26 protein-coding genes are annotated in these 25,062 nt (G+C 71.7%); 9 read left to right on the forward strand and 17 right to left on the reverse strand.

What is annotated here, in order from left to right; all coding sequences use genetic code 11:
• Position 1: 1 nt before the first annotated feature.
• Both AB0I67_RS22420 and AB0I67_RS22425 read right to left on the reverse strand, forming a co-directional pair.
• A complete protein-coding gene (locus AB0I67_RS22420; RefSeq protein WP_357926654.1) occupies positions 2-676 on the reverse strand; it encodes an ABC transporter permease subunit in 675 nt (224 codons plus the stop codon).
• A gap of 69 nt (positions 677-745) precedes the next feature.
• Entirely contained in the window at positions 746-1,777 is a 1,032-nt protein-coding gene (locus tag AB0I67_RS22425; protein ID WP_357926656.1) for an ATP-binding cassette domain-containing protein, read from the reverse strand.
• A 204-nt stretch (positions 1,778-1,981) separates the two neighbouring features.
• Between AB0I67_RS22425 and AB0I67_RS22430 the strand changes: the two genes are divergently transcribed.
• The gene (locus tag AB0I67_RS22430; RefSeq protein WP_357926659.1) at positions 1,982-3,280 is read left to right on the forward strand and encodes a sigma-70 family RNA polymerase sigma factor; all 1,299 of its coding nucleotides are present in this window, start codon (positions 1,982-1,984) and stop codon (positions 3,278-3,280) included.
• Between the two features lie 9 nt (positions 3,281-3,289).
• Here the strand turns inward: AB0I67_RS22430 and AB0I67_RS22435 are convergent, their stop codons facing one another.
• The 7 genes from AB0I67_RS22435 to AB0I67_RS22465 are packed head-to-tail and all read right to left on the reverse strand — an operon-like array spanning position 3,290 to position 10,108.
• Positions 3,290-3,973 carry a DUF981 family protein gene (locus AB0I67_RS22435; protein ID WP_357926662.1) on the reverse strand — a complete coding sequence of 228 codons (684 nt, stop codon included), beginning with the start codon at positions 3,971-3,973 and terminating at the stop codon, positions 3,290-3,292.
• A 50-nt stretch (positions 3,974-4,023) separates the two neighbouring features.
• Positions 4,024-5,196, reverse strand: coding sequence for a lipid-transfer protein (locus AB0I67_RS22440; RefSeq protein WP_357926665.1), 1,173 nt, complete (start codon positions 5,194-5,196; stop codon positions 4,024-4,026).
• On the reverse strand, positions 5,193-5,609 hold the full coding sequence (locus AB0I67_RS22445; RefSeq protein WP_357926668.1) for a MaoC/PaaZ C-terminal domain-containing protein: 417 nt from the start codon (positions 5,607-5,609) through the stop codon (positions 5,193-5,195). Before AB0I67_RS22445 ends, AB0I67_RS22440 begins: the two co-directional genes overlap by 4 nt.
• Entirely contained in the window at positions 5,609-6,496 is an 888-nt protein-coding gene (locus AB0I67_RS22450; RefSeq protein ID WP_357926670.1) for a bifunctional MaoC family dehydratase N-terminal/OB-fold nucleic acid binding domain-containing protein, read from the reverse strand. The genes AB0I67_RS22445 and AB0I67_RS22450 overlap by 1 nt, the downstream gene beginning before the upstream one ends.
• Entirely contained in the window at positions 6,493-7,647 is a 1,155-nt protein-coding gene (locus AB0I67_RS22455; RefSeq protein WP_357926673.1) for an acyl-CoA dehydrogenase family protein, read from the reverse strand. The genes AB0I67_RS22450 and AB0I67_RS22455 overlap by 4 nt, the downstream gene beginning before the upstream one ends.
• Positions 7,647-8,522 (reverse strand): acyl-CoA dehydrogenase family protein, encoded by an 876-nt coding sequence (locus AB0I67_RS22460; protein ID WP_357926675.1) that lies wholly within the window; start codon positions 8,520-8,522, stop codon positions 7,647-7,649. The genes AB0I67_RS22455 and AB0I67_RS22460 overlap by 1 nt, the downstream gene beginning before the upstream one ends.
• Positions 8,522-10,108, reverse strand: a complete 1,587-nt coding sequence (locus tag AB0I67_RS22465) for an AMP-binding protein (RefSeq protein ID WP_357926678.1) — start codon at positions 10,106-10,108, stop codon at positions 8,522-8,524. The genes AB0I67_RS22460 and AB0I67_RS22465 overlap by 1 nt, the downstream gene beginning before the upstream one ends.
• Positions 10,109-10,356: 248 nt before the next feature.
• Between AB0I67_RS22465 and AB0I67_RS22470 the strand changes: the two genes are divergently transcribed.
• Entirely contained in the window at positions 10,357-10,941 is a 585-nt protein-coding gene (locus AB0I67_RS22470) for a TetR family transcriptional regulator (RefSeq protein ID WP_357927012.1), read from the forward strand.
• Here AB0I67_RS22470 and AB0I67_RS22475 read toward each other — a convergent pair.
• Entirely contained in the window at positions 10,938-11,918 is a 981-nt protein-coding gene (locus tag AB0I67_RS22475; RefSeq protein ID WP_357926681.1) for an ABC transporter substrate-binding protein, read from the reverse strand. The genes AB0I67_RS22470 and AB0I67_RS22475 overlap by 4 nt on opposite strands.
• Positions 11,919-12,000: 82 nt before the next feature.
• Between AB0I67_RS22475 and AB0I67_RS22480 the strand changes: the two genes are divergently transcribed.
• The 7 genes from AB0I67_RS22480 to AB0I67_RS22510 all read left to right on the forward strand — a co-directional run bounded on the left by AB0I67_RS22480 (position 12,001) and on the right by AB0I67_RS22510 (position 19,559).
• Positions 12,001-12,993, forward strand: a complete 993-nt coding sequence (locus tag AB0I67_RS22480; protein WP_357926684.1) for an iron chelate uptake ABC transporter family permease subunit — start codon at positions 12,001-12,003, stop codon at positions 12,991-12,993.
• 163 nt (positions 12,994-13,156) lie between these two features.
• Positions 13,157-14,161 (forward strand): iron chelate uptake ABC transporter family permease subunit, encoded by a 1,005-nt coding sequence (locus AB0I67_RS22485; protein WP_357926687.1) that lies wholly within the window; start codon positions 13,157-13,159, stop codon positions 14,159-14,161.
• Between the two features lie 79 nt (positions 14,162-14,240).
• Complete coding sequence (locus AB0I67_RS22490; protein WP_357926690.1) at positions 14,241-15,038, forward strand: ABC transporter ATP-binding protein; 798 nt, start codon at positions 14,241-14,243, stop codon at positions 15,036-15,038.
• A 128-nt stretch (positions 15,039-15,166) separates the two neighbouring features.
• Entirely contained in the window at positions 15,167-16,099 is a 933-nt protein-coding gene (locus AB0I67_RS22495; protein ID WP_357926692.1) for a sigma-70 family RNA polymerase sigma factor, read from the forward strand.
• Positions 16,100-16,425: 326 nt separating this feature from the next.
• Entirely contained in the window at positions 16,426-17,862 is a 1,437-nt protein-coding gene (locus AB0I67_RS22500; RefSeq protein WP_357926695.1) for a steroid 3-ketoacyl-CoA thiolase, read from the forward strand.
• A 35-nt stretch (positions 17,863-17,897) separates the two neighbouring features.
• Complete coding sequence (locus tag AB0I67_RS22505; protein WP_357926698.1) at positions 17,898-18,572, forward strand: FadR/GntR family transcriptional regulator; 675 nt, start codon at positions 17,898-17,900, stop codon at positions 18,570-18,572.
• 66 nt (positions 18,573-18,638) lie between these two features.
• Positions 18,639-19,559 carry a DNA polymerase ligase N-terminal domain-containing protein gene (locus AB0I67_RS22510; RefSeq protein ID WP_357926702.1) on the forward strand — a complete coding sequence of 307 codons (921 nt, stop codon included), beginning with the start codon at positions 18,639-18,641 and terminating at the stop codon, positions 19,557-19,559.
• Here the strand turns inward: AB0I67_RS22510 and AB0I67_RS22515 are convergent.
• From AB0I67_RS22515 to AB0I67_RS22545, 7 genes are all read right to left on the reverse strand, one after another.
• Positions 19,495-19,890: a hypothetical protein gene (locus AB0I67_RS22515; protein WP_357926704.1), complete on the reverse strand. Its 396-nt coding sequence runs from the start codon at positions 19,888-19,890 to the stop codon at positions 19,495-19,497. The two genes, AB0I67_RS22510 and AB0I67_RS22515, sit on opposite strands and share 65 nt — an antisense overlap.
• A 48-nt stretch (positions 19,891-19,938) precedes the next feature.
• Positions 19,939-20,265 carry a hypothetical protein gene (locus AB0I67_RS22520; RefSeq protein ID WP_357926707.1) on the reverse strand — a complete coding sequence of 109 codons (327 nt, stop codon included), beginning with the start codon at positions 20,263-20,265 and terminating at the stop codon, positions 19,939-19,941.
• Positions 20,266-20,359: 94 nt separating this feature from the next.
• The gene (locus tag AB0I67_RS22525; protein ID WP_357926710.1) at positions 20,360-21,277 is read right to left on the reverse strand and encodes an aldo/keto reductase; all 918 of its coding nucleotides are present in this window, start codon (positions 21,275-21,277) and stop codon (positions 20,360-20,362) included.
• Positions 21,274-21,579, reverse strand: coding sequence for an L-rhamnose mutarotase (locus AB0I67_RS22530; protein WP_357926713.1), 306 nt, complete (start codon positions 21,577-21,579; stop codon positions 21,274-21,276). Before AB0I67_RS22530 ends, AB0I67_RS22525 begins: the two co-directional genes overlap by 4 nt.
• A complete protein-coding gene (locus AB0I67_RS22535) occupies positions 21,579-22,562 on the reverse strand; it encodes an ABC transporter permease (protein ID WP_357926716.1) in 984 nt (327 codons plus the stop codon). The genes AB0I67_RS22530 and AB0I67_RS22535 overlap by 1 nt, the downstream gene beginning before the upstream one ends.
• Positions 22,559-24,037 (reverse strand): sugar ABC transporter ATP-binding protein, encoded by a 1,479-nt coding sequence (locus tag AB0I67_RS22540; protein ID WP_357926719.1) that lies wholly within the window; start codon positions 24,035-24,037, stop codon positions 22,559-22,561. Before AB0I67_RS22540 ends, AB0I67_RS22535 begins: the two co-directional genes overlap by 4 nt.
• Positions 24,038-25,060 carry a sugar ABC transporter substrate-binding protein gene (locus tag AB0I67_RS22545; protein ID WP_357926720.1) on the reverse strand — a complete coding sequence of 341 codons (1,023 nt, stop codon included), beginning with the start codon at positions 25,058-25,060 and terminating at the stop codon, positions 24,038-24,040.
• Positions 25,061-25,062 lie beyond the last annotated feature (2 nt).

Here is a 25,062-nt window from a genome sequence, read left to right on the forward strand (position 1 = left end):
CTCATGTCGACCTCCGTGCGCGGACCCAGGGGGTGAGCAGGCGCTGGGCGAGCAGGATGAGCCCGTCGGCGACCAGGGCCAGCAGCACGATCAGCACGATCCCGGCGATGGCCGGGGTGTAGAAGTCACGCTGGTAGGCGTCGGTGAAGAAGTTGCCCAGCCCGCCCTGGCCGATCAGCGCGCCCACGCTGACCAGGCTGATGCTGGAGACGGCCACCACGCGCAGCCCGGCCAGCACGACCGGCACGGCGATCGGCAGCTCGACGCCCAGCAGCCGGCGCAGCGGCGTGTAGCCCATCGCGACGGCCGACTGCCGGACGTGGTCGGGCACCGAGCCGAGCCCGTCGACCACGGCGGGAATGAGCACCGCCACCGCGTAGAAGGTGAGCGGGATGATCACCGTGGTCCGCTCGGCCCCGGTGACCGAGAGCAGGATCATGAACAGCGCCAGCGACGGCAACGCGTAGATCGCGTTCATCAGCCCCGCGACCGGCTGGTAGAGCCAGCGCCAGCGCACGCAGGCCAGGCCGAGCGGCAGCGCGACGAGCAGGCCGAGCAGGATGGGCAGCCCGGCCATCACGATGTGCGCGCCGAGCAGGTTGACGATGCTGTTGGGGGTGTCGTTGTCCCAGTTGCTGGCCACCCAGCTCCAGCGGAAGAGCGGTTCCTCGTCCATCAGGCCGGCCCTCCCCCGGGGGTGCGCTCGCCGGCTCGCCGGTCGGCGGCGGCCCGCCGGTCGTGGCGGCTACTCATCGGCGGCCTCCGCCAGCGCGGCTTCGAGGGTCTCCCTGCGGACCACGCCCACCACCCGGCCGTCGCCGTCGACCGCCACCGCGGCGCCCGCCGGGGTCAGCAGGGCGGCGTCGAGCGCCGTGCGCAGCGAGTCGCGGCCCGGCACGAAGGTGCCGTAGGGCTCCAGGGGCCCCGAGCCGTCGGCCCGTGCCCAGCCCGAGGGCCGCCCGTCGGCCATCCGCAGTGTCCACGCCCCAGAGGTATCAGCCGGGTCCGACAGTTCGAGGCCGTCGGTGCCGAAGAACTGCAGCCGCCGGATGCCCCGGTCGCGGCCGAGGAAGTCGCGCACGAAGTCGTCGGCCGGTTCCGACAGCAGGGTCTTGGGGTCGGCGAGCTGCGCCAGCCGCCCGCCGACGCGCAGGACCGCGACCCGGTCGCCCAGCTTGATCGCCTCGTCGATGTCGTGGGTGACGAAGACGATGGTCTTCTGCAGCTCGCTCTGCAGCCGGATCAGCTCGTCCTGGAGCGAGGTGCGCACGATCGGGTCGACCGCGCTGAACGGCTCGTCCATCAGCAGCACCGGCGGGTCGGCGGCCAGGGCGCGGGCCACGCCGACGCGCTGCTGCTGGCCGCCGGAGAGCTGGAAGGGGTAACGTCCGGCCAGCTTGAGGTCGAGGCCGACGCGTTCGAGCAGTTCCATCGCGCGGTCGCGGGCCTTCTTGCGGTCCCAGCCGAGCAGGTACGGGACGGTGGCCACGTTGTCCACGATCTTGCGGTGCGGGAAGAGCCCGGCCTGCTGGATCACGTACCCGATGCCGCGCCGCAACTGCGGCGGGTCGATCGTGGTCACGTCGGTGCCGTCCAGCAGGATGCGGCCCTCGGTGGGGTCGATCATCCGGTTGATCATCCGCAGGGAGGTCGTCTTGCCGCAGCCGGACGGGCCGACGAAGACGGTGATCTCGCCGGTGGGCGCCTCCAGCGAGAGCCGGTCCACGGCCACGGTGCCATCGGCGTAGCGCTTGGTGACGGACTCGAATGTGATCATGCGCTACCTCGTCGTTCGTGCTGGGTCATGATCCCTGGTCCACCCTACGGCGATACGGAGGGTTGTGTCCCGTCACCCCTACGTGAAGCGGTTCACCTGTTTTGCTATCAAATAGGCATCCGGTAGTGCGGCAACGCCCACGGAAGCGGCATGATTGGCGACCTACCTTCCTTTCATCGCATCAGCCGCAGAGGATCCGGTCCCGTGATCTCTCAGCTCACCACGCGTACGGAGCTCTACCTCGCGCATGCCCGGGGGCTGTTCGCCTACTGCGCCGACCAGCTCGGCGACCACGGCTCCGCCGCGGACGCCGTGACCGCGGTCCTTTCCAAGGTCGTCGAGCCTCCGCCCCGGGCCGCCCTCTACGCGCTGGCCCGGCGCGAGATCCAGCGCCGCGACGTCGTCTACGCCCCGCCCGTCGTCGATCCCCTGGTCGACCCGCTCTGCTCGCTCATCGAGCGGGCGGTGCGCGACCTGCGCCCGCACCAGCGCGAGGTGCTCGTGCTCTGCGAGGTCTGCGGGCTCGACCGGGTGGAGCTGGCCTGGGTGCTCGACGTCGCCGTCGACACCGCCGACGAGCTGGCCGAGCTCGCGCGCGAGCACTTCCGGCACGCGCTCGACCGGGCCTTCTCCTCGATCGCGGTCCGCCTGGTGACCGACGAGCACCACGCGGTGCGCATGGCGCCCCTCACCGAGATCCTGCGCCGCCTGCCGTGGCCCGCTCCGCCGCCGCTGGCCGAGGCCGCGGGGCCCCTGTCCGGTACGGCGGAGCCGCTGTCCGGTACGGCGGAGCCGCTGTCCGGTACGGCCGAGCCGTACCTGCCGGAGGAGGTCGGCGAGTCGCCGCTGAATCTGTGGCCGCTCACCCCGCGCTGGCCGTTGCCGCTGGCCGAGATCGACCACCTGTCCAGCACCGGCCTGTTCCCGGCCGAGCTGGTGAGTCCGCCCGAGGGGCCGTTCGCGCACGAGGCGGCCACCGCGCCGATGCCCAAGGTGCGGGACCAGCCGCCCCTGGTGCTGGCGGCGCCGGTGCCGGTCAAGCCGTTCGAGGACGTGCGGGCGAAGGTCGAGGAGATCGTCGACAACACCCGCCGGTCGCTCGACCGCAGGGGGACACCCCGGTCCGAGCCGGGTGACGTGCTGGTCGCCGGGGAGCGGGACGACGCCTCGGGCCGGCTCTTCCTGCCCCGCCCGCAACCGCCCGAGCCGGTGTACATCATGCCGCCCGAGCCGGAGACGCCGGAGATCCCCGAGGTCCCGGAGATACCGGAGATACCGGAGGTCGCCGAGACTTTTCGGATCGCGGAGTCCCCCGAGACCCCCCAGACCTCGACGCCCGAGCCCGTGGCGGCGGCCCCCGAAGCGGTCCGGGTGGTGCCGCGGTCGCACCGGCCGATCCCCCGCAAACGACGCGACCGCCACCACGACTGGGCCTGGGAGCTGGCCGGTTTCCTGGCCTGCGTGGTGATCGCGATGGCGGTCTTCTTCAGCCTGCCGAGCTGAAGCGGAGTTCTACATGGTGTTCACGATCAGCCCGATGTGGGTGAAGTAGTTGAGCGCCCCGAAGAGCGTGAACGCCAGCCCGGCCAGCCCCCAGCACCACCCGACGACCTTGGCGAGGCCGCCCCGCCGTACCAGCGCGAAGGGCAGCAGCACCGCACCGACGCCCACCAGGACGTACAGCCCGGAGATGAAGGTGGCCTCCACCAGCGGGTACTCGGCCAGAAGCCCGGAGATGGGCTCCTGCGGCGGCGCGGCGAACAGCGTGTAGGTCCACCCGGCCGCGGCGATGCCGAAGCACGCCAGCCCCATGGCCGCGGCGAACCACGACACCGGCCGGGCCACCGCGACGACGTGCCCGGCCAGGTCCACGCTCTCGCGCAGGTCGAGCCCGCGCTTCCACAGGTAGAAGGCGGCGGCCAGGAGCATCACCCCGAAGGCCAGCGACGGCTCGCCGAAGATGATGTTGTCGAACGGGAAGCCCTGCCCGGCCAGCGGCCAGGTGAGCGTCATGTGCAGCCCGGTCGTGGTCAGGATGGTCCCGAGCACGCCGAAGGCGAGCGCGAATCCGGTGAGCCCGTCGGTGCGGCCACGCAGCAGATCCCGGCCCAGCGCGGCCATGAGGAGCAGCCCGATACCGGCCGCCACCGCCATGATCGTGTTGTAGGTGGGCATCTGGGTCCAATCGATCTTCACGCCACCAACGTGACCCAGTTCGCCCTGGCCTGCCTGCCGCGACGCCGTACCTAGAGAGAATCTTGACCGGACAGCACCAGCCCGCTCGTCGGGACGCCGGTCCCAGCCGTGACCAGCACGTTCGCCGCGCCGGGCACCTGGTTGACCGAGGTGCCGCGAAGCTGGCGGACCGCCTCCGCGATGCCGTTCATGCCGTGGATGTAGGCCTCGCCGAGCTGGCCGCCGTGCGGGTTGACCGGGAGGCGGCCGTCGAGCTCGATGCCGCCGTCCTTGACGTACTCCTTGGCCTCGCCCCGGCCGCAGAAGCCGAGCTCTTCGAGCTGCATCAGGACGAACGGGGTGAAGTGGTCGTAGAGGATGGCGGTCTGGATGTCGTCCGGGCTCAGGCCCGACCGCTCCCAGAGCTGGCGGCCGACGACCGAGATCTCCGGCAGGCCGCCGAGGTCGTCACGGTAGTAGCTGGTCATCATCTGCTGCCCGGCGCCGGAACCCTGGGCGGCGGCGGTGATCACCGCGGGCGGATGCGGCAGGTCGCGGGCCCGGTCGGCGGAGGTGACCACGACGGCGACCGCGCCGTCGCTCTCCTGGCAGCAGTCGAGCAGGTGCAGCGGCTCGACGATCCAGCGGGAGGCCTGGTGCTCGGCCAGCGTGATCGGGCGGCCGTGGAACCAGGCGGCCGGGTTGGTCGCGGCGTGCCGCCGCATCGCGACCGCCACCCGGCCGAAGTCCTCCGAAAGCGCCCCGGACAGGTGCTGGTAGCGGCGCGCGGTCATCGCCACCCAGGCCGCCGGGGTCATCAGGCCGAAGGGCACGTGCCAGCTCATCTCCAGGCCCTGCGAGGACGGCTCGCCACCGAGCCCGGCGTCGGGCTGGCCGAAGCGCCGGCCGGAGCGCTCGTTGAAGGCGCGGTAGCAGACCACGGTGCGGGCCGCCCCGGTGGCGACGGCCATCGCGGCCTGCATGACGGTGGCGCAGGCCGCGCCGCCGCCGTAGTGCACTCGGGAGAAGAAGGTCAGGTCGCCGATGCCGGTCTCGCGGGCGACCGCGATCTCCTGGTTGGCGTCCTGCGTGAAGGTGACCAGGCCGTCCACGTCCGCCGGGGTCAGCCCCGCGTCTCGCAGCGCCGCCAGGACCGCCTCGGCCGCGAGCTGCAGCTCCGTCCGTCCCGACTGCTTGCTGAACTCGGTGGCGCCGATCCCGGCGATGGCCGCGCGGGCCCTCAACGGGCGGCCCAGGGCAACGCGAAGGTGACCATGCCGGTCGCGTGGTCGCCCAGGCTGACCTTGCCGCGCACCTCGACGGTGTAGTCGCCCTCGGCCTGGGAGACCAGCGTGCCGTTGAAGCACAGCCGGTCGCCGGCGTAGGCGGGCACGCCGAGCTTGACGTTGATCCGCTTGATCATGGCTTCGGGGCCCGCCCAGTCGGTGACGTACCGCTCGACCAGCCCCATCGTGGTCAGGATGTTGAGGAAGATGTCCCTGGACCCCTGGGCCCGCGCCGCCTCGACGTCGTGGTGCAGCGAGGTGAAGTCCATGGTCGCCAGCGCGGTGGAGACCACCACGGTCGGCGTGAGCTCGATGGCCAGTTCGGGGAGCACCGAACCGATCTCGACCGTTCCGTCGGTCAGCGTTCGCATCACGTCTCCCGTGGTGCCCACATCGGAAGGATCAGTTCTTCGTCCATTGCCCGGAAGGTCACGCACAACGACATACCGATACCCACCGCATCCGCCGGGCAGTCCACAATGTTGCCCACAATCCGCACCCCTTCCGGCAGTTCCACCACAGCCACCACAAAGGGCGTCTCCCTTCCCGGAACGGGCGGGTGATGGTGGACGACATAGCTGAAGACCGTGCCCTCGCCCCTGGCGACGACGTGGTCCCGGTTGGCCGAGTGGCAGGCGGGGCACAGGGGGCCCGGCGGGTGCCGCCGCTCCCCGCAGTCGGCGCAGCGCTGGATGCGCAGCTCGCCGGCCCGCACGCCGTCCCAGAAGAACTGGGTGTCCCGGTTGACCGCCGGCCGCAGCGGGTACGGCTCGCGCCGCTCCCGTGGCCGGAACTTGAGGACCCGGAACATCATCTCGCTGACCGGCTCGCCGTCCTCGGCGTACCAGGCGATGGTCCAGGTGACGAAGTAGCCCTCGCCGAGCGCGGTCTTCTTGGGCCCGCTCAGCCCGGTGAACCGGGTCGCCGGGGCCAGCCGCTCACCCACCTTCGCGTAGCGGTGGTAGGTCTGGTCGCAGTTGGTGGCCACCACGCCGGTGTAGCCGCGCTCGTCCAGGGCGGCGAGCACGTCGTCCACCGGGCTGCCGGTCTTGTCGCGCTTGAGCCCGGGCATCGTCCAGACCTGCGCCATCGCCGGGGGCGCCACGCCGTCGCGCAGGTAGACCGGGTTGGTGTCGCCCATCGCGTCCAGCCAGTGCCGGATCATGGGCTCGTTGACCGGATCGGCCGCCGGGGCGCCGGGCACCTCCCCGACCGCGGCCTGCTTGGCCGCGAGCTCGGCCAGCTCGTCCGCGCTCATCGGGGCGGCCTCGGCAGGTTGAGCCCGAGCATCGCGATCAGCTCCCGTTGCACCTCGTTGACCCCGCCGCCGAAGGTGAGCACGACCGCCCCCTTCATGCCGTGGTCGAGCCGGTCCATGAACTCGGCGGTCGCCGGGTCGGCCGGGTCGCCGTAACGGGTCAGGATCTCCGCGACCAGCCGGCCCACCTCCTGCATGCGTTCCGAGCCGTAGATCTTGGTCGCCGAGGCGTCGGGCGCGCCCAGCCAGCCGAGGTCCATCGAGGCGGCGACCTGCCAGTTGAGCAGCTCGTTGGTGCGGAAGCAGGCGTGGATGCGGCCGATCGCCCGCCGTACGTCCGGATGGTCCAGCAGGTTCGCCGCACGGGCCCAGGCGACGAAGCGGTCGTAGGTCTGGGCGATGTTCCCGGCCGGGCCGAGCGTCACGCGCTCGTGGTTGAGCTGGTTGACGATCAGGTCCCAGCCCTTGCCGACCTCGCCGACCACCATCGACACCGGGACGCGGACGTCCTGGTAGTAGGTGGAGTTGGTGTGGTGGCGGCCGTCCATGGTGACGATCGGCGTCCAGGAGTAGCCCGGGTCGGCGCAGTCGACGATCATCATGGTGATGCCGCGGTGCTTCTTGGCCTCGGGGTCGGTGCGCGCGGCGAGCCAGACGTACTGCGCGTAGTGGGCGCCGCTGGTGAAGATCTTCTGCCCGTTGACGACGTAGTGGTCGCCGTCCAGGGTCGCGGTGGTGCGTAAGGAGGCCAGGTCGGTGCCGGCCTCCGGCTCGCTGTAGCCGATCGCGAAGTGGCACTCCCCCGCCAGGATGCGCGGCAGAAAGAACGCCTTCTGCTCCGCGGTGCCGTACTGCATGAGCGTCGGGCCCACGGTCTGCAGGGTGATGATCGGGTACGGCACGCCGGCCCGGGCGATCTCGTTGGCGAAGATCTGCTGCTCCACCGGGCCGAACCCGCCTCCGCCGTACTCCGCGGGCCAGCCCACGCCGAGCTTGCGGTCCTGGCCGAGGCGGCGGCAGTGTGCCATGTAGGCGGTGCCGAACGGGTCGTTCGCGATCTCGGCGCGCTGCTCGGCGGTGAGGCAGGCGGCGAAGTACTCGCGCAGCTCGGCGCGGAGCGCCTTCTGCTCGGGAGTGAGGTCGATCAGCATCAGGTGAGCGCTCCCATCCGGTCGAGCTGGGCGTCGGCGCCTCCGGTGAGGTGCGTGAGCTGTTTGGCCTGCGCGAAGTAGCGGTGCAGCGGGTAGGTGACGTCGAGGCCGAGGCCGCCGTGCAGGTGCTGGCAGGTGTACAGGGCGCGGAAGGCCTCGCTGACGTGGAAGGCGGCCAGCGCGGCGTCGCGCGGGTCGCCGCCCCAGGCCGCCGCCCAGAGCGCCACGTCGAGGGCGCGCGAGGCGACGTAGACGTCGGCGATCTGCATGGTGACCGCCTGGAACTCGGCGAGCGCGCGGCCGAACTGGCGCCGGGTCCTGATGTGCTCGGTGGTCAGCTCCAGCGCCCCGGCCAGGACGCCGCTCGCCTGCGCGGCGGCGGCGACGAGCACCAGGTCGCGGACGCGTTCGGCGTCGTCGCCCAGGCGCTCGCCCGAGGCGTAGGCGACGGTCGCGGCCGGTTCGCCGGTGGAGGTGAACTCCGGGACGCTCGTCCACTCGCCGACCAGCAGGACCTCCTGGCCGGTGGCGACCACGAGGTGGTCGGCCTGCGCGGCGTACGGCACGCTGCTCGCCCGGCCGTCCGTGCCCCGGGTGGCCACGGTGACCAGGCCGTCGACCGTCCGGCCGTATCCGGCGAGGGCGAGGGTGCCGGCGAGGTGCGGCAACATCGGCAGCGGGGCGGCCCGGGCGCCGACCTCGCGCAGGACCACCGCCAGCTCGACCGCGCCGAGCCCGGACCCGGCCGGTTCCGGCGCGCAGATCTCGGTCAGGCCGGCCTCGCGCAGCGCGGGCCAGGCGTCGGTCTCCGCCGCGAGGATCTCGCGGGCCAGCTTGCGCAGGTCGCTTTGGGTCTCGTCCAGGCTGAAGTCCACTAGCCCCCCAGGTGGTGTCGGCGGCCGTGCCGTACGAACTCGGCCTCGATGTCGCGGCGGTCGGCGTCGGTGAGCGGGCGGAAGCCGGTACGGCCGGGCCGCCACCAGACCTCGTCGGCGGTCAGCCACGCCTCCTCGGCCAGCAGCCGCTTGACGACCTTGTGCGAGGGCGTCTGCGGCAGCCGCTCGGCCAGGCGGAGATAGCGCGGTACGGCTTTCGCGCCGAGGTCCGGACGCCGGGCGAGGAAGTCCTGGAAGGCGTCCGGGTCGAACGGCCCGGCCAGCACGAGGGCGGCCATGACCTGGTCACCGGCGGCGGCGTCGGGCACGGGGTAGACCGCCGCCTCGACCACGCCGGGAAACTCCCGCAACACCGCCTCCACCGGGGCCACCGCCAGGTTCTCGCCGTCCACCCGCAACCGTTCCGTACCCCGTCCGGCGAAGTAGACGTAGCCGTCGGCGTCGGCGTAGGCCAGGTCGCCCGACCAGAACGCGCCGTCGCGGATCCGCTCGCGGTCGGCCTCGGGGTCGGCGTAGTAGCCGTCGAACAGGCCCAGGCCCGTGGTGTTGACCAGCTCGCCGATCGCCTCGTCCGGGTTGACCAGCCGGCCCCGCTCGAAGCGCGCGGGCTCGCGGCGGGCCCCGGTGGCCGGGTCGAGGATCTCGACGCCCTCGGGCAGCCGGCCCAGGCTGCCGGGCGGTCCGGCCGGGTCGGGGGTGATCGAGACAGCGGTCTCGGTCGAGCCGAAGGCGTCGATCACGAAGCAGCCGAAGCGCTCGCCGAACCGGCGGACCGCCACCGCGCTGCCCTCGTTGCCGAAGACCAGCTTGAGCGGGTTGTCGGCGTCGTCCGGCCGTTCCGGCGTGGCCAGGACGTAGGACAGGGCCTTGCCGACGTAGTGCAGGTAGGTGCAGCCGTGCTCGCGCACCTCCGGCAGCACCGCCGAGGCCGAGAAGCGCCTACGCACCACCAGCGTGGCGCCCGAGGCGACCGCCGGGGCGTAGGCGGCCATGAGCGCGCCGGAGTGGAAGAGCGGCATCGCGCAGTAGACGGCGTCGTCCGGGGTGAGCAGCGCGCCCAGGCTGGCGCCGGGGACGGCGAGCTTGCGCTGGGTGATCCGGACGGCCCGGGGCCGGCCCGTGGTGCCGGAGGTGAAGATCAGCATGACCAGGTCGCCCGCGGGCTCGGGGGCGGGCTTGGCCGGTCCTTCGCCGTCGCTCGGAAGGGCTAGCGCGGCGGCCACCGATCGGGCGGCCTCGCCGTACGGGTCCTCGGCGACCAGGAGTCCCACGTGGGTGGCGGCGGCGTCGCGGGCCAGCTCGGCGGGCGAGCGGGTGGGGTTGAGCGCCACCACCACGTGCCCGCTCAGCGCGGCGGCGCCGACGAGGAACAGCAGTTCGGGCCCGTTGTCCAGGAGCACGCCGACGTGCAGGGAGCCGCCGGGCGCGGCGGCGTCGAGCCGGGCGGCGCGTTCCCGGCATCCGGCCACGTACTCGCGCCAGGTCCAGGTCCGGCCCTCGAAGCGCAGGCCGGGCCGGTCGTCGCCGGCACGGGCGGCCAGGAGGTCGGCGAACCGCTCGCCCATCCGCTACCTCCACCAAGCGCTCGGTCAACACCTGGAAAACTAGAACAGATTCTAGACGGCGTCCAGAGGACACCCTGAGCGTCAAGTCAGGAAATATCCTGATTACCCGGAAGACATGGGTGGATGGCACTCCTTAGTGACTGGCCAGTAACAAGCGGGGATCCGGAACCATCAGATAACGTGTTCTCATGCGCACCCCCGCAACGGCGGCCACCACCCCGGTCCCGCCGTCCCCCGGCGAGGGCGAGATGGAGAGCGACCCGCACTCCGGCGCCTCCGGCGCCCGCACCCGCAGCCAGCACCAGCGCCGCAAGCGCATCGTCCAGGCGGCCGCGGCCCTCGCCTCCCGCGGCGGCGTCGAGGCCATGCAGATGCGCACCGTCGCCGAGCGCGCCGGAGTCGCCCTCGGCACCCTCTACCGCTACTTCCCCTCCAAGATGGACCTCGTCGTCGCGGTCGTCGGCGAGGAGATCGACCTGCTGGAGAGCTCGATCGAGCGCCGGCCGCCGAGCGCGACGACCGCCTCGGGCCGCGCCGTCGACGTGCTCATGCGGGCCACCCGCGGGCTGATGCGCGAGCCCGAACTGGCCGACGCGCTCATCCGGTCCCTGATCATGGCCGAGGTCGAGACGCCGTTCGGCGACCGCATGGCCGGGCTGCTGCTGCGCGTCTCCGGCCGGGCCGTGGCCACCGACGAGGAGCACGCGCTGGCCGGCTCGCTGTCCAGCGTCTGGGTGCACGAGCTGCTGGAGATGCTGCGCGGGCGGCGGACCTACGAGCAGATCCAGCACCGGATCGAGATCGCCGCCACGCGCCTGCTGGCCGACTTCTAGGCCAGCTTGCCGAGGTTGGCCACCAGCTCCTCGACCTGCCCGGCGTAGCCCTGGTAGCTGAACCGGGTCTCGGCCCGCCAGGGGTAGATGTGCCCGGCCTTGACCGCGGGGAGCTTGGTCCAGGTCGGCTTCTTGGCGTACTCCTCCAGCTTCATCGACTGCGCCCGGGCGTCCACGAAGATCGCGTCAGCCTCGTACTTGTCGACGTTCTCCCAGCTCAGCGTCTCGAAGTAGCCGGCGTCGTCCACCTTCTCCGGCTCGATGATCTCCAGGCCCTTCGAGACCAGGTACTTCTGGTCGGGGAACTCCGACGGCTTGCACACCCAGAAGCCGTCCGGCGAGCCGGCGCAGAACAGCAGCCTCCGCTTAGTCTTGGCCGCCTCGACGAGGGCGGTCTCGGCGGCCTGGAAACGGGCCTGGGCCTGGGCGTCGATCGCGCCGCCGAGCGCCACGGCCAGCTCGCCGTACCGGCGGATCAGCTCGTCGCCCGCCTTGCCCTGCTGCGCGATGCCGAGGGTCGGGGCGACCTGGGCGATGGCGTCCTTCGACTTCTCCGGCACGTACCAGAGCTGGTCCTTGACGTACATGCCGGCGACCAGCAGCTCGGGCTGGAGGGAGATGTACTTCTCCAGGTTGAACTCGTCCCAGACGTTGCCGATCGTCTCGACCTTGCTGACGTCGATGTCGCCGGCCTCGGGGTCCTTGGCGCCGTCCTTGAGGCGGTGCGGGCCGAAGACGCCCAGCGGGCGCACGCCGAAGTCCCAGAGCGTTGCCGCGGCGCTGACCTGGGCGATCACCCGGGTGGGCCGCTTCGGCAGGCTGATCGTCTTGCCCCGGTCGTCGGTGAAGGTCCAGCCGCCGGCCGAGCCGGAGGGCTGGGGCGCCGCCTGGGAGGACTGCGGCTTGCTCTGGCCGCATGCCGACAGCAGCGCCAGAGCGCCGCCGCCGAGCAGTAGCTGCCTGCGGGATACGGGCATGGGGGGCTCCTAAGGTAAGCCTTGCCTCATTACATCACCTTTAGGTTAGCCTTGCCTAAATGTGGCTGACGAGAGAGGTCCTGTGAAAGCCAAGCCCCTCGGGCTGCTCGGGGTGGCCGTCCTGCTGCTCCTGGCGGTGACGGCCAGCATCGTGTATGGCGCGCGTCCCGTGCCGCTGCAGACGGTGTTCGACGTGCTCACCACCCCCGGCGACACCGCCGAGCACACCGTTGTGCTGGACGTACGGCTCCCGCGCACCCTCCTCGGCCTGGCCGTCGGCACCGCCTTGGGGCTGGCCGGCGCGCTGATGCAGAGCCTCACCCGCAACCCGCTCGCCGACCCGGGACTGCTGGGCGTCAACCAGGGGGCCGCGCTGGGCGCGACGGTCGCGCTCTTCGCGCTCGGCATCACCGACCCGGCCGGGTACGTCTGGTTCGCCTTCGCCGGGGCGGCGCTGGCCGCGGTCGCCGTCTACGCCCTCGGGGCCGCCGGGCGCGCGGGGGCCAGCCCGGTGCGGCTCACCCTGGCCGGCGTCGCCTTCGGCATGGTCTGCACCGCTTTGTGCCAGGCGTTGCTCCGGATGGACGCCCAGGTGTTCGACCGCATGCGCTTCTGGCTCACCGGCTCGCTGTCCGCCCAGACCCCGGACGTGCTGACCCGGCTGGCGCCCTTCCTCATCGTCGGCGTCGTGCTGGGGCTGAGCCTGGCCCGGCCGCTCAACGCCCTGGCGCTCGGGGACGAGGCGGGGGCGGCGCTGGGGGCCTCCCTCGGGCGGACCCGGCTGCTCACCGCGGTCGCGGTCACCCTGCTGTGCGGGTCGGCCACCGCGCTGGCGGGGCCGCTCTGGTTCGTGGGGCTGGCCGTACCGCATGCCGTACGGGCCTTGGTGGGGCCGGACCTGCGCTGGCTCCTGCCGTACTGCGCGCTGGCCGCGCCCGCCCTGCTCCTGGCCGCCGACGTCGCCGGGCGTCTGATCGCCCGGCCGGGCGAGGTCCAGGTCGGCATCATGTGCGCCGCCCTCGGCGCGCCCATCCTGATGTTCCTCGCCCGCCGCGGAAAGCGAGCCGCCGTATGAACCGGGCCCTCAGGAGTTCGGCGAGCGGCGGTAGGAACCGGCCGCTCCGGAGTTTGGCGAGCGGCCGCATGAAGCGGGCCCTCCGGGATTCGTTGCTGCGGAAGGCGGGCGGCCGGGCGACTGGTGTGCCGGCGTCGACCGGGTCGGGGAAGCGAGCCGCCGCATGATCGTCCGTTTCGGTCCCTGGTCGGTACGGCTGGCGCCGCGGGCGGTGGTCGTGACGCTCGCGCTGCTCCTGCTGGCGGCGGCGGTCAGCGCCCTGGCCCTGTCCACCGGCGAGATCACCGTGCCGATCCCCGACATCCTCGCCGCGCTGACCGGCGAGGGCAGCCCCATCGCCGAGCTGATCGTGGCCAACCTCCGCGCCCCACGCCTGGTCACCGGCCTCCTGGTCGGCGCGGCCTTCGGCCTCGGCGGAGCGATCTTCCAGAGCCTCACCCGCAACCCCCTGGGCAGCCCCGACGTGATCGGCCTGACCGCGGGCGCCTCCACCGGCGGCATCCTCATGGTCGTCGCCGGCGGCGCCGCCTGGCAGATCGCGGCCGGGTCGCTGCTGGGCTGCCTCCTCAGCGCCGCGCTCATCTACGCCGTCGCCTACCGAGGCGGGGTGGCGGGACACCGGCTGGTGCTGGTCGGCATCGGCGCGGGCGCGTTGTTGCTGGCGGTCGACTCCTACCTGCTGACCAGGGCCAACCTCAACGACGCGGCCAACGCGGGCGCCTGGCTGACCGGCAGCCTGAGCGGGCGGGGCTGGGACCACGCGATCCCGATGGGCCTGGCGCTTGCCGTACTGCTCCCGGTCTGCGCGGTGCTGGCCAGGCCGTTGCGGATGATGGAGATGGGCGACGACGCCGCCCGCGCGGCCGGCATCCGCGTGGAGCGGGTGCGGGGGGCCGCGCTGGTCGCCGGCGTCCTGCTGGCCGGGGCGGCGACCGCCGCGGCCGGGCCGGTCATGTTCGTCGCGCTGGCCGCGCCTCAGCTCGCCCGGCGGATGACGCGCGGCGCCGGCCTCAGCCTGCCCGCCTCCGCGCTCACCGGGGCCGTGCTGCTCGCCCTGTCCGACCTGATCGCCATGCGCGTGATCGCGCCCTCCGAACTGCCGGTCGGCGTGGTGACCGCCGCGCTCGGCGGCGCCTACCTCGCCTTCCTCCTCCGAAGGGACCGCTGATGCCCGGCCCGACCCGAAGGGACCGCTGATGCCTGGCCCGACCGGATCCGACCGCACCTTCCGAAGGGACCGCTGACCGATGGCTCGCTTGACCGGATCCGACCTCACCCTCGCCTACGACCGCCGGGTCATCACCACAGGCCTGGACGTCACCATCCCCGACGGCTCCTTCACCGTGATCATCGGCCCGAACGCCTGCGGCAAGTCCACCCTGCTGCGCGCCCTGGCCAGGATGCTGAAGCCGAAGGCCGGCGCGGTCCACCTCGACGGCGCGCTGATCACCTCCCTGCCCAGCAAGGAGGTCGCCCGCCGGCTCGGCCTGCTGCCGCAGACCTCGATCGTGCCGGACGGCATCACCGTCGCCGACCTCGTGGCCCGCGGACGCTACCCGCACCAGCGGCTGATGCGGCAGTGGTCCAAGGCCGACGAGAGCGCCGTCGCCTCGGCCATGGCCGCCACCGACGTCACCGACCTGGCCGCCCGCTCGGTCGACGAGCTCTCCGGCGGCCAGCGCCAGCGCGTGTGGCTGGCGATGGCGCTGGCGCAGGAGACCCCGATCCTCCTGCTCGACGAGCCCACCACCTTCCTGGACATCGCCCACCAGATCGAGGTCCTCGACCTGTGCGCCGGGCTGCACGAGCAGGGCCGGACCCTGGTCGCCGTCCTGCACGACCTCAACCAGGCCTGCCGCTACGCCGACCACCTGATCGTCATGCGCGACGGCCGCATCCTCGCCGAGGGCGAGCCGGGCTCGATCATGACCGCCGACCTGGTCCGCGAGGTCTTCGGGCTGCGTTGCGAGATCATCCCCGACCCGCAGACCGGCACCCCGCTGGTCGTCCCCGAGGCCCGCCGCCGCCCGGCCCGCACGCACTGACCGCCCTTCCGACGGAACCCTTACCGCGGCGGTCGGTGCCGCCGCCGGGAAACCCGAGGTCGAAGGTCGTTTTCCCGAACGCAGGGTGCGGCACGAAATTGTCGGTGGCCTGGCATATACATGGAGGCATGACGGACAACGAGGAGTTCCTTCGTCTGGCCGACCCGTTGCGGCGCGAGCTGATCGCGCACTGCTACCGCATGACGGGTTCCGTTCATGACGCCGAGGACCTGGTCCAGGAGACCTACCTGCGGGCCTGGAAGGCCTATGAGAAGTTCGACGGCCGCGCCTCCGTGCGCACGTGGATGTACAAGATCGCCACGAACACCTGCCTGACCGCGCTCGACAGCCGCCAGCGCCGCCCGATGCCGACCGGCCTGGGGGCGCCCAGCGCCGATCCCAGCGACGAGCTGGTCACCCGGGAGGTGCCGTGGCTGGAGCCGCTGCCCGACTCCATGGTCGATCCCGCCAACGTCGCGACCTCGCGCTCCTCGCTGCGGCTGGCGCTGATGGCCGCGCTCCAGCACCTTCCGGCCCGCCAGCGGGCGGTCCTGGTGCTGCGTGAGGTGCTGCAGTGGAAGGCGGCCGAGACCGCCGAGGTGCTCGGCACCACCACCGTCGCGGTCAACAGCATGCTGCAGCGCGCCAAGGCGCAGTTGGAGCAGGCGGGGCTGCGTGAGGAGGAGCTCGCCGAGCCGTCCGCGCAGGAGCGCAAGGAGATCCTCGACCGCTACGTCAAGGCGTTCGAGGACTACGACGTCGCCGCGATCGTGGAGCTGTTCACGCAGGACGCGGTCTGGGAGATGCCGCCCTTCGAGGGCTGGTACCAAGGCCCGGAGGACATCGTCCGGCTCATCACCACCTGGTGCCCGGCGAAGGTTCCCGGCGACCTGCGGCTCATCCCGACCGAGGCCAACGGCCAGGCGGCCTTCGGCATGTACTTCAAGGGCGAGCCGTTCGCCATCCCGGTGCTCACCCTGTCGGGCGACCGGGTGAGCCACGTGAGCCAGTTCTTCGACCTGAGCCTCTTCAAGACCTTCGGCCTGCCCGACCACCTCTAACCGGCCCACCTCCGACCGGCCAACCTCAGACCGGCCCACGTCCGACCGGCCAACCTCAGACCGGCCCACGTCCGACCGGCCCGCGTCCGACCGGTCTCCCATCGGCCGAACCACCTCTGACCGGACCACTCCGAGGGGTGACGCGGGTGAGCCCCCTCGCCCGCGGGGGCCGACAGCGGGGCCTTCGCGGGCGTGTTCTCCCTCTTCGGCGGCGGGGTGGGCGAAACGGGCCGAACCGTCTCTGTCCCAACCGTCCCTGACCGGCCTCCCTAGTCCACCCAAGGAGTCTCTAGCCGAGCTAACTAGAACACGTTACATTCACGGTCATGGGCACCCCCGTGATCGTCGAAGCCGTCCGGACCCCCATCGGCAAGCGCAACGGCTGGCTGGCGGAGCTGAAACCGCAACAGGTTCTGGCTGCCGCGCTCACCGGCCTGTTCGAGCGGTCCGGCGTCGATCCGGCCGTGGTCGACCAGGTGTTCGCGGGCTGTGTCACCCAGGCCGGGGAACAGGGCAACCACATCGGCCGGTACTCCTGGCTGTATGCCGGCCTTCCGTACCAAACCGGGGTGACCACGATCGACGCCCAGTGCGGCTCCTCCCAGCAGGCGGTCCACCTGGTGGCGGCGCTCATCCAGGCCGGGGTCATCGAGGTCGGGGTGGCCTGTGGCGTGGAGGTGATGAGCCGGGCGCCACTCGGTAGCAACGTACGGCCTGCCAACCCCAAGCCGGATGACTGGTCGCTGGACCTGCCCGACCAGTTCACCGCCGCCGAACGTATCGCCCGGCGCCGTGGGTTGACCCGGGAGCGCCTCGACTGGCTGGGCGCCCGCTCCCAACGCCTGGCCGCCAAGGCCTGGGCGGACGGCCGCTTCGACCGCGAGATCATCCCCCTCACCGTCCCGACCAGCCCAGCCACCACCTCAACCACCGCCTCGGCCTCAGCCTCACCGGTCTCACCGACCACCCGCCCACCCTCCCCACCGATCCCCGGGAACTCCGAGGGAGGTGCGGGGGACCAAGGTGCCCAGGCTCCCGGTGGCCGGGGGGACGCGCGAGCCGCTGGGGTGGACGAAGGTGGCCGGGGGGATGTCCGGGCCGCTCGGGTGGGCGAAGGTGTCCGAGGTGCCTGGGCAGTCCGTGGTGGCGGGGCAGCCGAAAGCGGCGGGACTGCGGGAGGTGGTGGGGCTGCCGGAAGGGGCGGGCACAGGGAAGACATGCGGCAGGTGCGGCGGGATCAGGGGTTGCGGGAGACCTCGGAGGCGGGGCTGGCGGGGTTGAAGGCGGTGGTGCCGGGTGGGTTGCACACGGCGGGGACGTCGTCGCAGATCTCGGATGGGGCGGCCGCGGTGCTGCTGATGAGTGAGGAGGCCGCGGCGAGGTACGGCAAGCGCCCCCGGGCCCGGATCCTGGCTCAGGCATTGGTCGGAGCGGAGCCGTACTACCACCTGGACGGCCCGGCGGAGGCCACCAGCCGGGTGCTACGCACGTCCGGCCTGACGATAAGCGACATCGAGCTGTTCGAGGTGAACGAGGCGTTCGCGGCGGTGGTCCTGTCCTGGGCCCAGGTGCACGCCCCCGACTTCGACCGCGTGAACGTGAACGGCGGCGCCATCGCACTCGGCCACCCGGTCGGCGCAACCGGCGCCCGACTGATGACCACCGCCCTGCACGAGCTCGAACGGTCCGGAAAGGGCACCGCGCTGATCTCGATGTGCGCCGGGGGCGCGCTCGCTACCGCCACCGTCCTCGAGAGGGTCTAGACTCCAAGACATCCGATGTCTAGAAGGAGTCCGGCGTGGCCGTCACAGACGCTGCGATCGACAAGATCAAGCAGATGATCCTCTCCGGCGAACTCGCGCCGGGCGCCAGGTTGCCCAAGGAGGCTGACCTGGCCGAACACCTGGGCCTGTCACGTAACTCGCTCCGGGAGGCGGTCCGCGCACTGGCGCTGATCAACGTGCTCGACGTCCGCCAGGGCGACGGCACCTACGTGACCAGCCTGGAGCCGGGCCTCCTGCTCGACACCCTGTCCTTCGTGCTCGACCTGCACCGGGACGACAGCGTCATCCAGTTCTTCGAGGTGCGCCGCATCCTGGAGCCGGCCGCCACCGCGATGGCCACCGAGCTGATGACCGACGAGGACATCGCCGAGCTGGGCGCCATCCTCGACTCCCTGCCGGAGGAGCCGACCATCGAGGAGCTCGTCGACAACGACCTGAAGTTCCACCACCGGATCGCGCGCGGCTCGGGCAACAGCGTGTTGTGCTCGTTCATCGAGAGCCTGGCCGGGCCGACCCAGCGGGCCCGCGTGTGGCGGGGCCTGACGCAGGAGGGCGCGCTGACCAAGACGCGGGAGCAGCACACCGCGATCTACGAGGCCATCGCCGCCCGGCAGCCCGACGTGGCGCGTTCGTGGGCGACGGTGCACGTCGCCGGCATAGAGGCCTGGCTGCGCAAGGCCCTCGACTGACCTTCCCTTCCGCGGCGCCCGTCACGCTCCGCCATACGTGCGTGCTCTGCGGGTACAACTCCGGTCATGCTCGACCGATACCGGGACAAGCGCGATGCCAGCCGTACCCCCGAGCCTTTCGGCGAACCCCGGCCGGGCTCGGACGACAGCTTCGTCATCCACGAGCACCACGCCCGCTCCCTGCACTGGGACCTGCGCCTCGAACGGGCCGGGGTGCTGGCCTCCTGGGCGATTCCCAAGGGGCTGCCGCCCGACCCCAAGGTCAACCATCTGGCCGTGCACACCGAGGACCACCCGATGGAGTACGCGACCTTCGAGGGCGAGATCCCGCAGGGCGAGTACGGCGGCGGCGCGATGTCGATCTGGGACCGGGGCACCTACGAGACCGAGAAGTGGACCGACCGCGAGGTCAAGATCGTGCTGCACGGGGAGCGCGCGTCGGGGCGGTTCGTGCTCTTCCAGACCGACGGCAAGAACTGGATGATCCACCGGATGGATCCGGCCACCCGCGATCCCCTGCCGCCCGCCGAGCCCATGCTCGCGATGCGGCGGTCGCGGGCGCCCAAGGACTTGTCGCGGTACGCGGCCGAGTTCGCCTGGGGCGGCCGGCGCACGATCGCCACCATCGACGGCGGCCGGACTAACGTGAAGCTCCTGCGCCCGCTGGCCGAGCGGTTCGGCAGCCGCGCGGCGATGCTGGACGGGGAGCTGGTGACGCTGCAGGGGGTGGAGGTCTTCGTCTGTTTCGACGTGCTCTACGACGACGGCGTGAGCCTGGTCGGCGAGCCGTACACCCGGCGGCGCGAGCTGCTGGAGGAGCTGGACGTGTCGGGTCCCCGCTGGCTCACTGCCCCGGCCTGGGCCGGGGAGTTCGCGGCGGTCCGGCAGGCGGCCCGGGAGCAGCGCCTGCCCGGCGTCGTCCTCAAGCGCCTGGATTCCCCGTACGTCCCGGGTGAGTCGAAGCACTGGCTCCATCTGCCGAGCTGACCGGCTCGTCCACGAACTCGCCGAGCAGGCGCAGCTCGAAGGTCTCCTCCAGCTCCAGCAACGCCTCCGGCGGCACGTGCCCGGCCGGGTAGGTGAGGTTGAGCCAGATGAGCGGCAGGACGCCGCCGGTGCCGGCGAGGGCCCGCACCGGGTCGATCAGTTCCTGCTCCAGCTCCGATTCCCGGCTGAAGGCCGCGGCTCGGAAGCGGAGGTCGGGGTGGCGGTCGGTCAGGGCGCGGAGGTGGTCGCGCATCCGCAGCAGGATCTCGTAGTCGGCCGCACGGTCCCCCGTGCAGCGCGTGCTCACGTACTCGCGGCAGGCCAACGGCATAGCTGAGGATAACGGGCGCCCCTGCCAGGCCGGGGCGCCCGTGGGCGGTCAGCGGGTGCCGGTGCAGGTGAGGGCGTCGGAGGCGGCCCGGCTGGCGGAGGTGATGGTCACGCCGGGCATGAGGTGGGCACACGCGGCCATGGGACTGCCCGCGCCCACGAACTGGAAGCCGCCGCCCCACTTGGAGGCGTAGCAGTTGAGGCCGTAGACCTCGTAGAAGCCGATCCAGGCCGTGGAGTTGACCTGGGAGCTGCAGTACCCGCCGATGCTGAGCGGGCCGTGGGTGGCGGTGACGGTGTCGGCGTGGGCGGCTGTGGGCAGTGCTAGGGCGGTGAGCGCCCCGGCGGCGAGCAGGGTGAGGATCCGGCGCTTCATGCTGCCTCCCTGGGGGTTGTTGATCAGATTGTTAAATAGGAAACTTTCCTAAGCAATATCTGTCGCACCCCAGGTCGGCGCTATTTTCCTTCACTCACTCACTGGAGACGGAAGAAAGTTCCGGCCACAGCGCCTCGGGCACCGGCGCCGCGGCCAGCGCCGCGTTGGCCCGGATCTCGGCCGCCGACTTGGCGCCGACGACGATCGAGGAGACCGCCGGGTGCCGCAGCGGGAAGGCCATGGCGGCCTGCGGCAGCGAGACGCCGAACCGCTCGCAGGTCTGCGCCAGCCGCCGGGCCCGATCGAGCAGGGCGGGCGGCGCGGGCAGGTAGTCGAAGGTGCCGGCGGGCTCGGGCGTGGCCAGGAGGCCGCTGTTGAAGACCCCGGCGGCGATCACCTGCACCCCTCGCGCGGCGCACTCGTCGAGCAGGGGCAGGCCGCTCTGGTCGAGCAGGGTGTAGCGGCCGGCGAGCATGACGACGTCGAGGTCGGTCTCCTGGACGAACCAGAGCGGGACCTTCCACTGGTTCATCCCGATGCCGATCGCGCGGATCAGCCCCTCCGAGCGCATCCGGTCGAGCTCGGGGTAGGCCTCCTCCAGCGCCTGCTCCACGTGGTCGTCCGGGTCGTGGATGAGCGCGAGATCGACGGCCGGGACGCCGAGCCGTACCAGCGACTCCTCCAGGGAGCGGCGCACGCCGGCGGCGGAGAAGTCCCAGCGGCGGCGCAGGTCGCTCCGGACGGCGAAGCCGGCGGTGTCGGGCTCGACGGGATAGCCGGGCTCCAGGAGCCGGCCGACCTTGGTGGACAGCACGTACCCGGAACGCTCGCGCAGGGCCGCGCCGAGCCGCCGCTCGGACAGGCCGAGGCCGTAGTGCGGCGCGGTGTCGTAGAGCCGGACGCCGCTGTCCCAGGCGGCGTCCACGGTCGCGCGGGCCTGGGCGTCGTCCACCTCGGCGTAGAGGTTGCCGATGGGGGCGGCGCCCAGCCCGAGCCGGGGCAGGTCGATCACCCGAGCTCCCACACCTGCCGGAGCCCGGTGGACTCCTGGTCGAAGTCGCCGTCGAGCAGCCGGTTCATCTGCCGCTGCCAGGCGATGTCGGCCGGTTCGTGCTTCATCCCGGCCTGGAAGGCGGCCCAGTCCTCGACCTCGACGTAGTGGAAGAGGTCGAGGCCGTCGCGCCAGATGCGCCAGACGTGCACGCCGTGCCGGCGCAGCGCCTCGTCGAGGTCGGCGGGGACGACGGCGTGCTCGCGGTCGTAGATCTCCTCGCAGCCGGGCTTGAGCCGGGTGCGGATGGCCAGGCGTTGCATCAGTCCTGTGCCTTTCCGCCGGCGACCCGGCTGATGATGAGCGCGATCAGGATGATCAGACCGTAGACCACCGGCTGCCAGAAGCCGGACACGCCCTTGAGGGTCAGGAGGTTCTGGACCAGGCCGATGACCAGGACACCGGTGAGGGCGCCGAGGATGGTGCCCTTGCCGCCGTCCATGCTCACGCCGCCGATGACCGCGGCGGCGAAGACCATGAAGATCCAGCCGTCGCCCTGGCCGGAGCCGATGGCGCCGAGCCGGCCGGTCTCCAGGATGCCGGCGAGCGCGGCGAGCACGCCGCCGAGGATGAAGACGCCCCAGAGCACCCGGTCCACCCGGATGCCGGCGGCGCGGGCGGCGTCGGCGTTGCCGCCGATGGCGTACAGCGAGCGGCCGACGCGGGTGTAGGCCAGGGCGAAGATGCCGCCGGCGAACAGGATCGCGGCGATCCAGATGGCCGCGGGCAGGCCGAGCCAGGTGGTGCTGCCCAGGTAGAGGATGGATTCCGGCAGCTTGAAGAGGGTCTTGCCCTCGGTCGGCCCGAGCTGCAGGCCGCCGATGACGATCATCATCGCGAGGGTGACCACGAAGGCCGACAACTGGAACCTGAGGATCAGGAAGCCGTTGAACGCGCCGATCGCCGCGCCGATGAGCAGGCAGAGCGGGATCACCAGCGCCGCGGGCAGCCCCAGGCCGAAGCCGCCCGCGGAGGCGGGCACGACCAGCATCACCGCGATGGCCGGGGCCATGCCGACGGTCGCCTCCAGCGACAGGTCGAACTTGCCGGAGATGAGGATCAGCGCCTCGGCCAGGACGACCAGCGAGATCGCGGCCTGCTGCTGCAGGACGTTGGTGAGGTTGCCCGCGGTCAGGAAGAACGGGTCCAGGATCGCGCCCACGATGAGCAGGAGCACGATCACCGGGACCAGCGTGAGGTCCCTGAACCTGGTCAGGCGCAACCTGGGTGCCGTCAGTGTTGTCACTCTTCGATGCCTTCCATCACGGCCACGAGTTCGTGGTCGGTCCATCCACGTGGCACGTCCTTCACGATCCGGCCGTGGAACATCACCAGGACGCGGTCGCAGATGCGCAGGTCGTCGAGCTCGTCGGAGACGACGACCGCGCCGGCCCCGCGCTCGGCGGCGTCCTCCACCGCGCCGAGCAGGGCCTGCTTGGCCTTCACGTCGACGCCGGCGGTGGGGTTCATGACGACCAGCGCGGCGGGCTCGTCCACCAGGGCGCGGGCGAAGACGACCTTCTGCGCGTTGCCGCCCGACAGGTCGCCGACGGGCTGCTCGGGGCCCTCGGTCTTGATGTCCAGATCCTTGATCATCTGTACGGCTCGCGCCCGCCGCCGGGCCGGGCTGATCACGCCGAACCGGCCGAGCTTGCCGGCGATCGGGATGGTGGCGTTCTCCCCCACCGACAGCAGCGGCACGAAGCCCTCGTGGTGCCGGTCCTCGGGCACGAAGCCCAGCCCGGCCGCCAGGAAGGCGGGCACGTCGCCCGGTTTGGGCTGGGTGCCGTTGACCGTGACCGTCCCGGCGTCCGGCCGGCGCAGCCCGACCAGGGTCTCGGCCAGGCCGATCTTGCCGCTGCTGGCCGAGCCGGCCAGGCCGATCACCTCGCCGGAGCGCACCTCCAGGTCGACGCCCTCGTAGCGGCCGGCCAGCGACAGCCCCGAGGCGGCCAGCACCACGCCGGACCCGGGGGTACGGCTGCGCGCCTGGTAGGCCGCGGTGGCCTCGCCGGTCATGGCGTCGACCAGCTCCTGGTGCGGCAGGTCGGCGACCGGGCGGGTCATGATGTGCCGGGCGTCGCGGAAGACCGTGACGCTCTGGCAGATCTCGTACACCTCCTCCAGGTGGTGCGAGATGTACATCATCGTCACGCCCTGCGCCTTGAGCGCCCGCATGCGGACGAACAACCGCTCGATCGCCGGGCCGTCCAGCCGGGCGGTGGGCTCGTCGAGGATGATGAAGCGCGCGCCGAACGACAGCGCGCGGGCGATCTCGACGAGCTGGCGCTGCTCCACGCTGAGCTCGCCGGCGAGGCGCTCGCCGTCCACGTCGACCTCGTAGGTGTCGAGCAGCTCGCGGGCCTTCGCGCGCAGGGCCCGCCAGTTGATGATCCTCCCGGTGGTCTGCCGGTGCAGGAAGAGGTTCTCGGTGACCGTCAGGTTCGGGATGATCGTCGACTTCTGGTACACGCAGGCGACTCGTCGCCGCCAGGCGTCCCGGTCGGCGAGGGCGGGCGCGGGCGTTCCGGAGAACAGCACCTCGCCCTCGTCCGGACGCTGGAGCCCGGTCAGGATCGACACGAGCGTGGACTTGCCCGCGCCGTTCCTGCCCACGAGGGCGTGCGTCTCGCCCTCGGCGATCGAGAGGCCGGCGCCGTTCAGCGCCGTCGTGGGACCGAAGCGCTTGGTGATGGACCGGGCTTCAACGTGAATGTTCATCTACTTGACCGTGTTGCCCCAGAGCTTCGGGTCGTCGACGTTCTCCTTGGTGACCAGCGGCGCGGGGAGCTGGTCCTCCAGGCCGTTCGGCAGCTCGATGATCGTGCTGTCGTGGTCGGTCGGTCCCGGCTTGAACGTCTTGCCGTCCACCGCGGCCTTGGCGTAGAAGAGCGCGTACTTGGCGTACAGGTCGGCCGGCTGTGAGACGGTGGCGTCGATCTCGCCCTTGCGGATGGCCTCGAACTCCTGCGGGATGCCGTCGTTGGAGACGACGAAGACGTGCTTGGGGTCCTCCGGCGCGACCAGCAGGCCCTTGGTCTTCAGCACCTGCAGCGTCGGGGCCAGGTGCACGCCGCCGGCGTGCATGTAGACGCCCTTGATGTCGGGGTGCTGCTCCAGGCGGGTCTGCAGCATCGAGGCGGCCTTGCTGCCGTCCCACTCGGTCGGCTCGTCGAAGACCTGGATGCCGGGGAACTTGCCCTTCATGCACTCGTGGAAGGCCTCGGAGCGGTCGCGGCCGTTGATCGAGCCGAGCGCGCCCTGGAGCTGCACGACCTTGCCCTTGCCGCCCAGCTTCTCGCCGAGGAACTCGCAGGCCTTGGTGCCGTAGGCGCGGTTGTCGGCGCGCACGACCATGTAGACCTTGCCGGTGTCGGGGCGGGTGTCGACCGTGATGACCGGGATCTTCTTGGTCTCGAGCTGCTGGAGCGTGGTGGCGATGGCCGCGGTGTCCTGCGGGGCCATGACGATCGCCTTGGCGCCCTGGCCGGTCAGCGTCTGCACGTTGCTGACCAGCTTGGAGACGTCGTTCTGCGAGTTGGTGGCGTTGAGCAGGTCCACCTTGAGCTCGCCGGCCATCGTCGGCACGTACTTGATGTAGGAGTTCCAGAAGTCGGAGTCGGCGCGCGGGTGGTCGATGCCGACCTTGCCGCCGCCGGCCGCCGCGGTGCCGTCCGAAGTGGACCCGCAGGCCGCCAGCAACGTCACCATCGCCGCGCCGGCGAGAACGGAAGTGAGCTTCATGC

This window comes from Nonomuraea sp. NPDC050310 (assembly GCF_040655795.1).
GTDB lineage: Bacteria > Actinomycetota > Actinomycetes > Streptosporangiales > Streptosporangiaceae > Nonomuraea.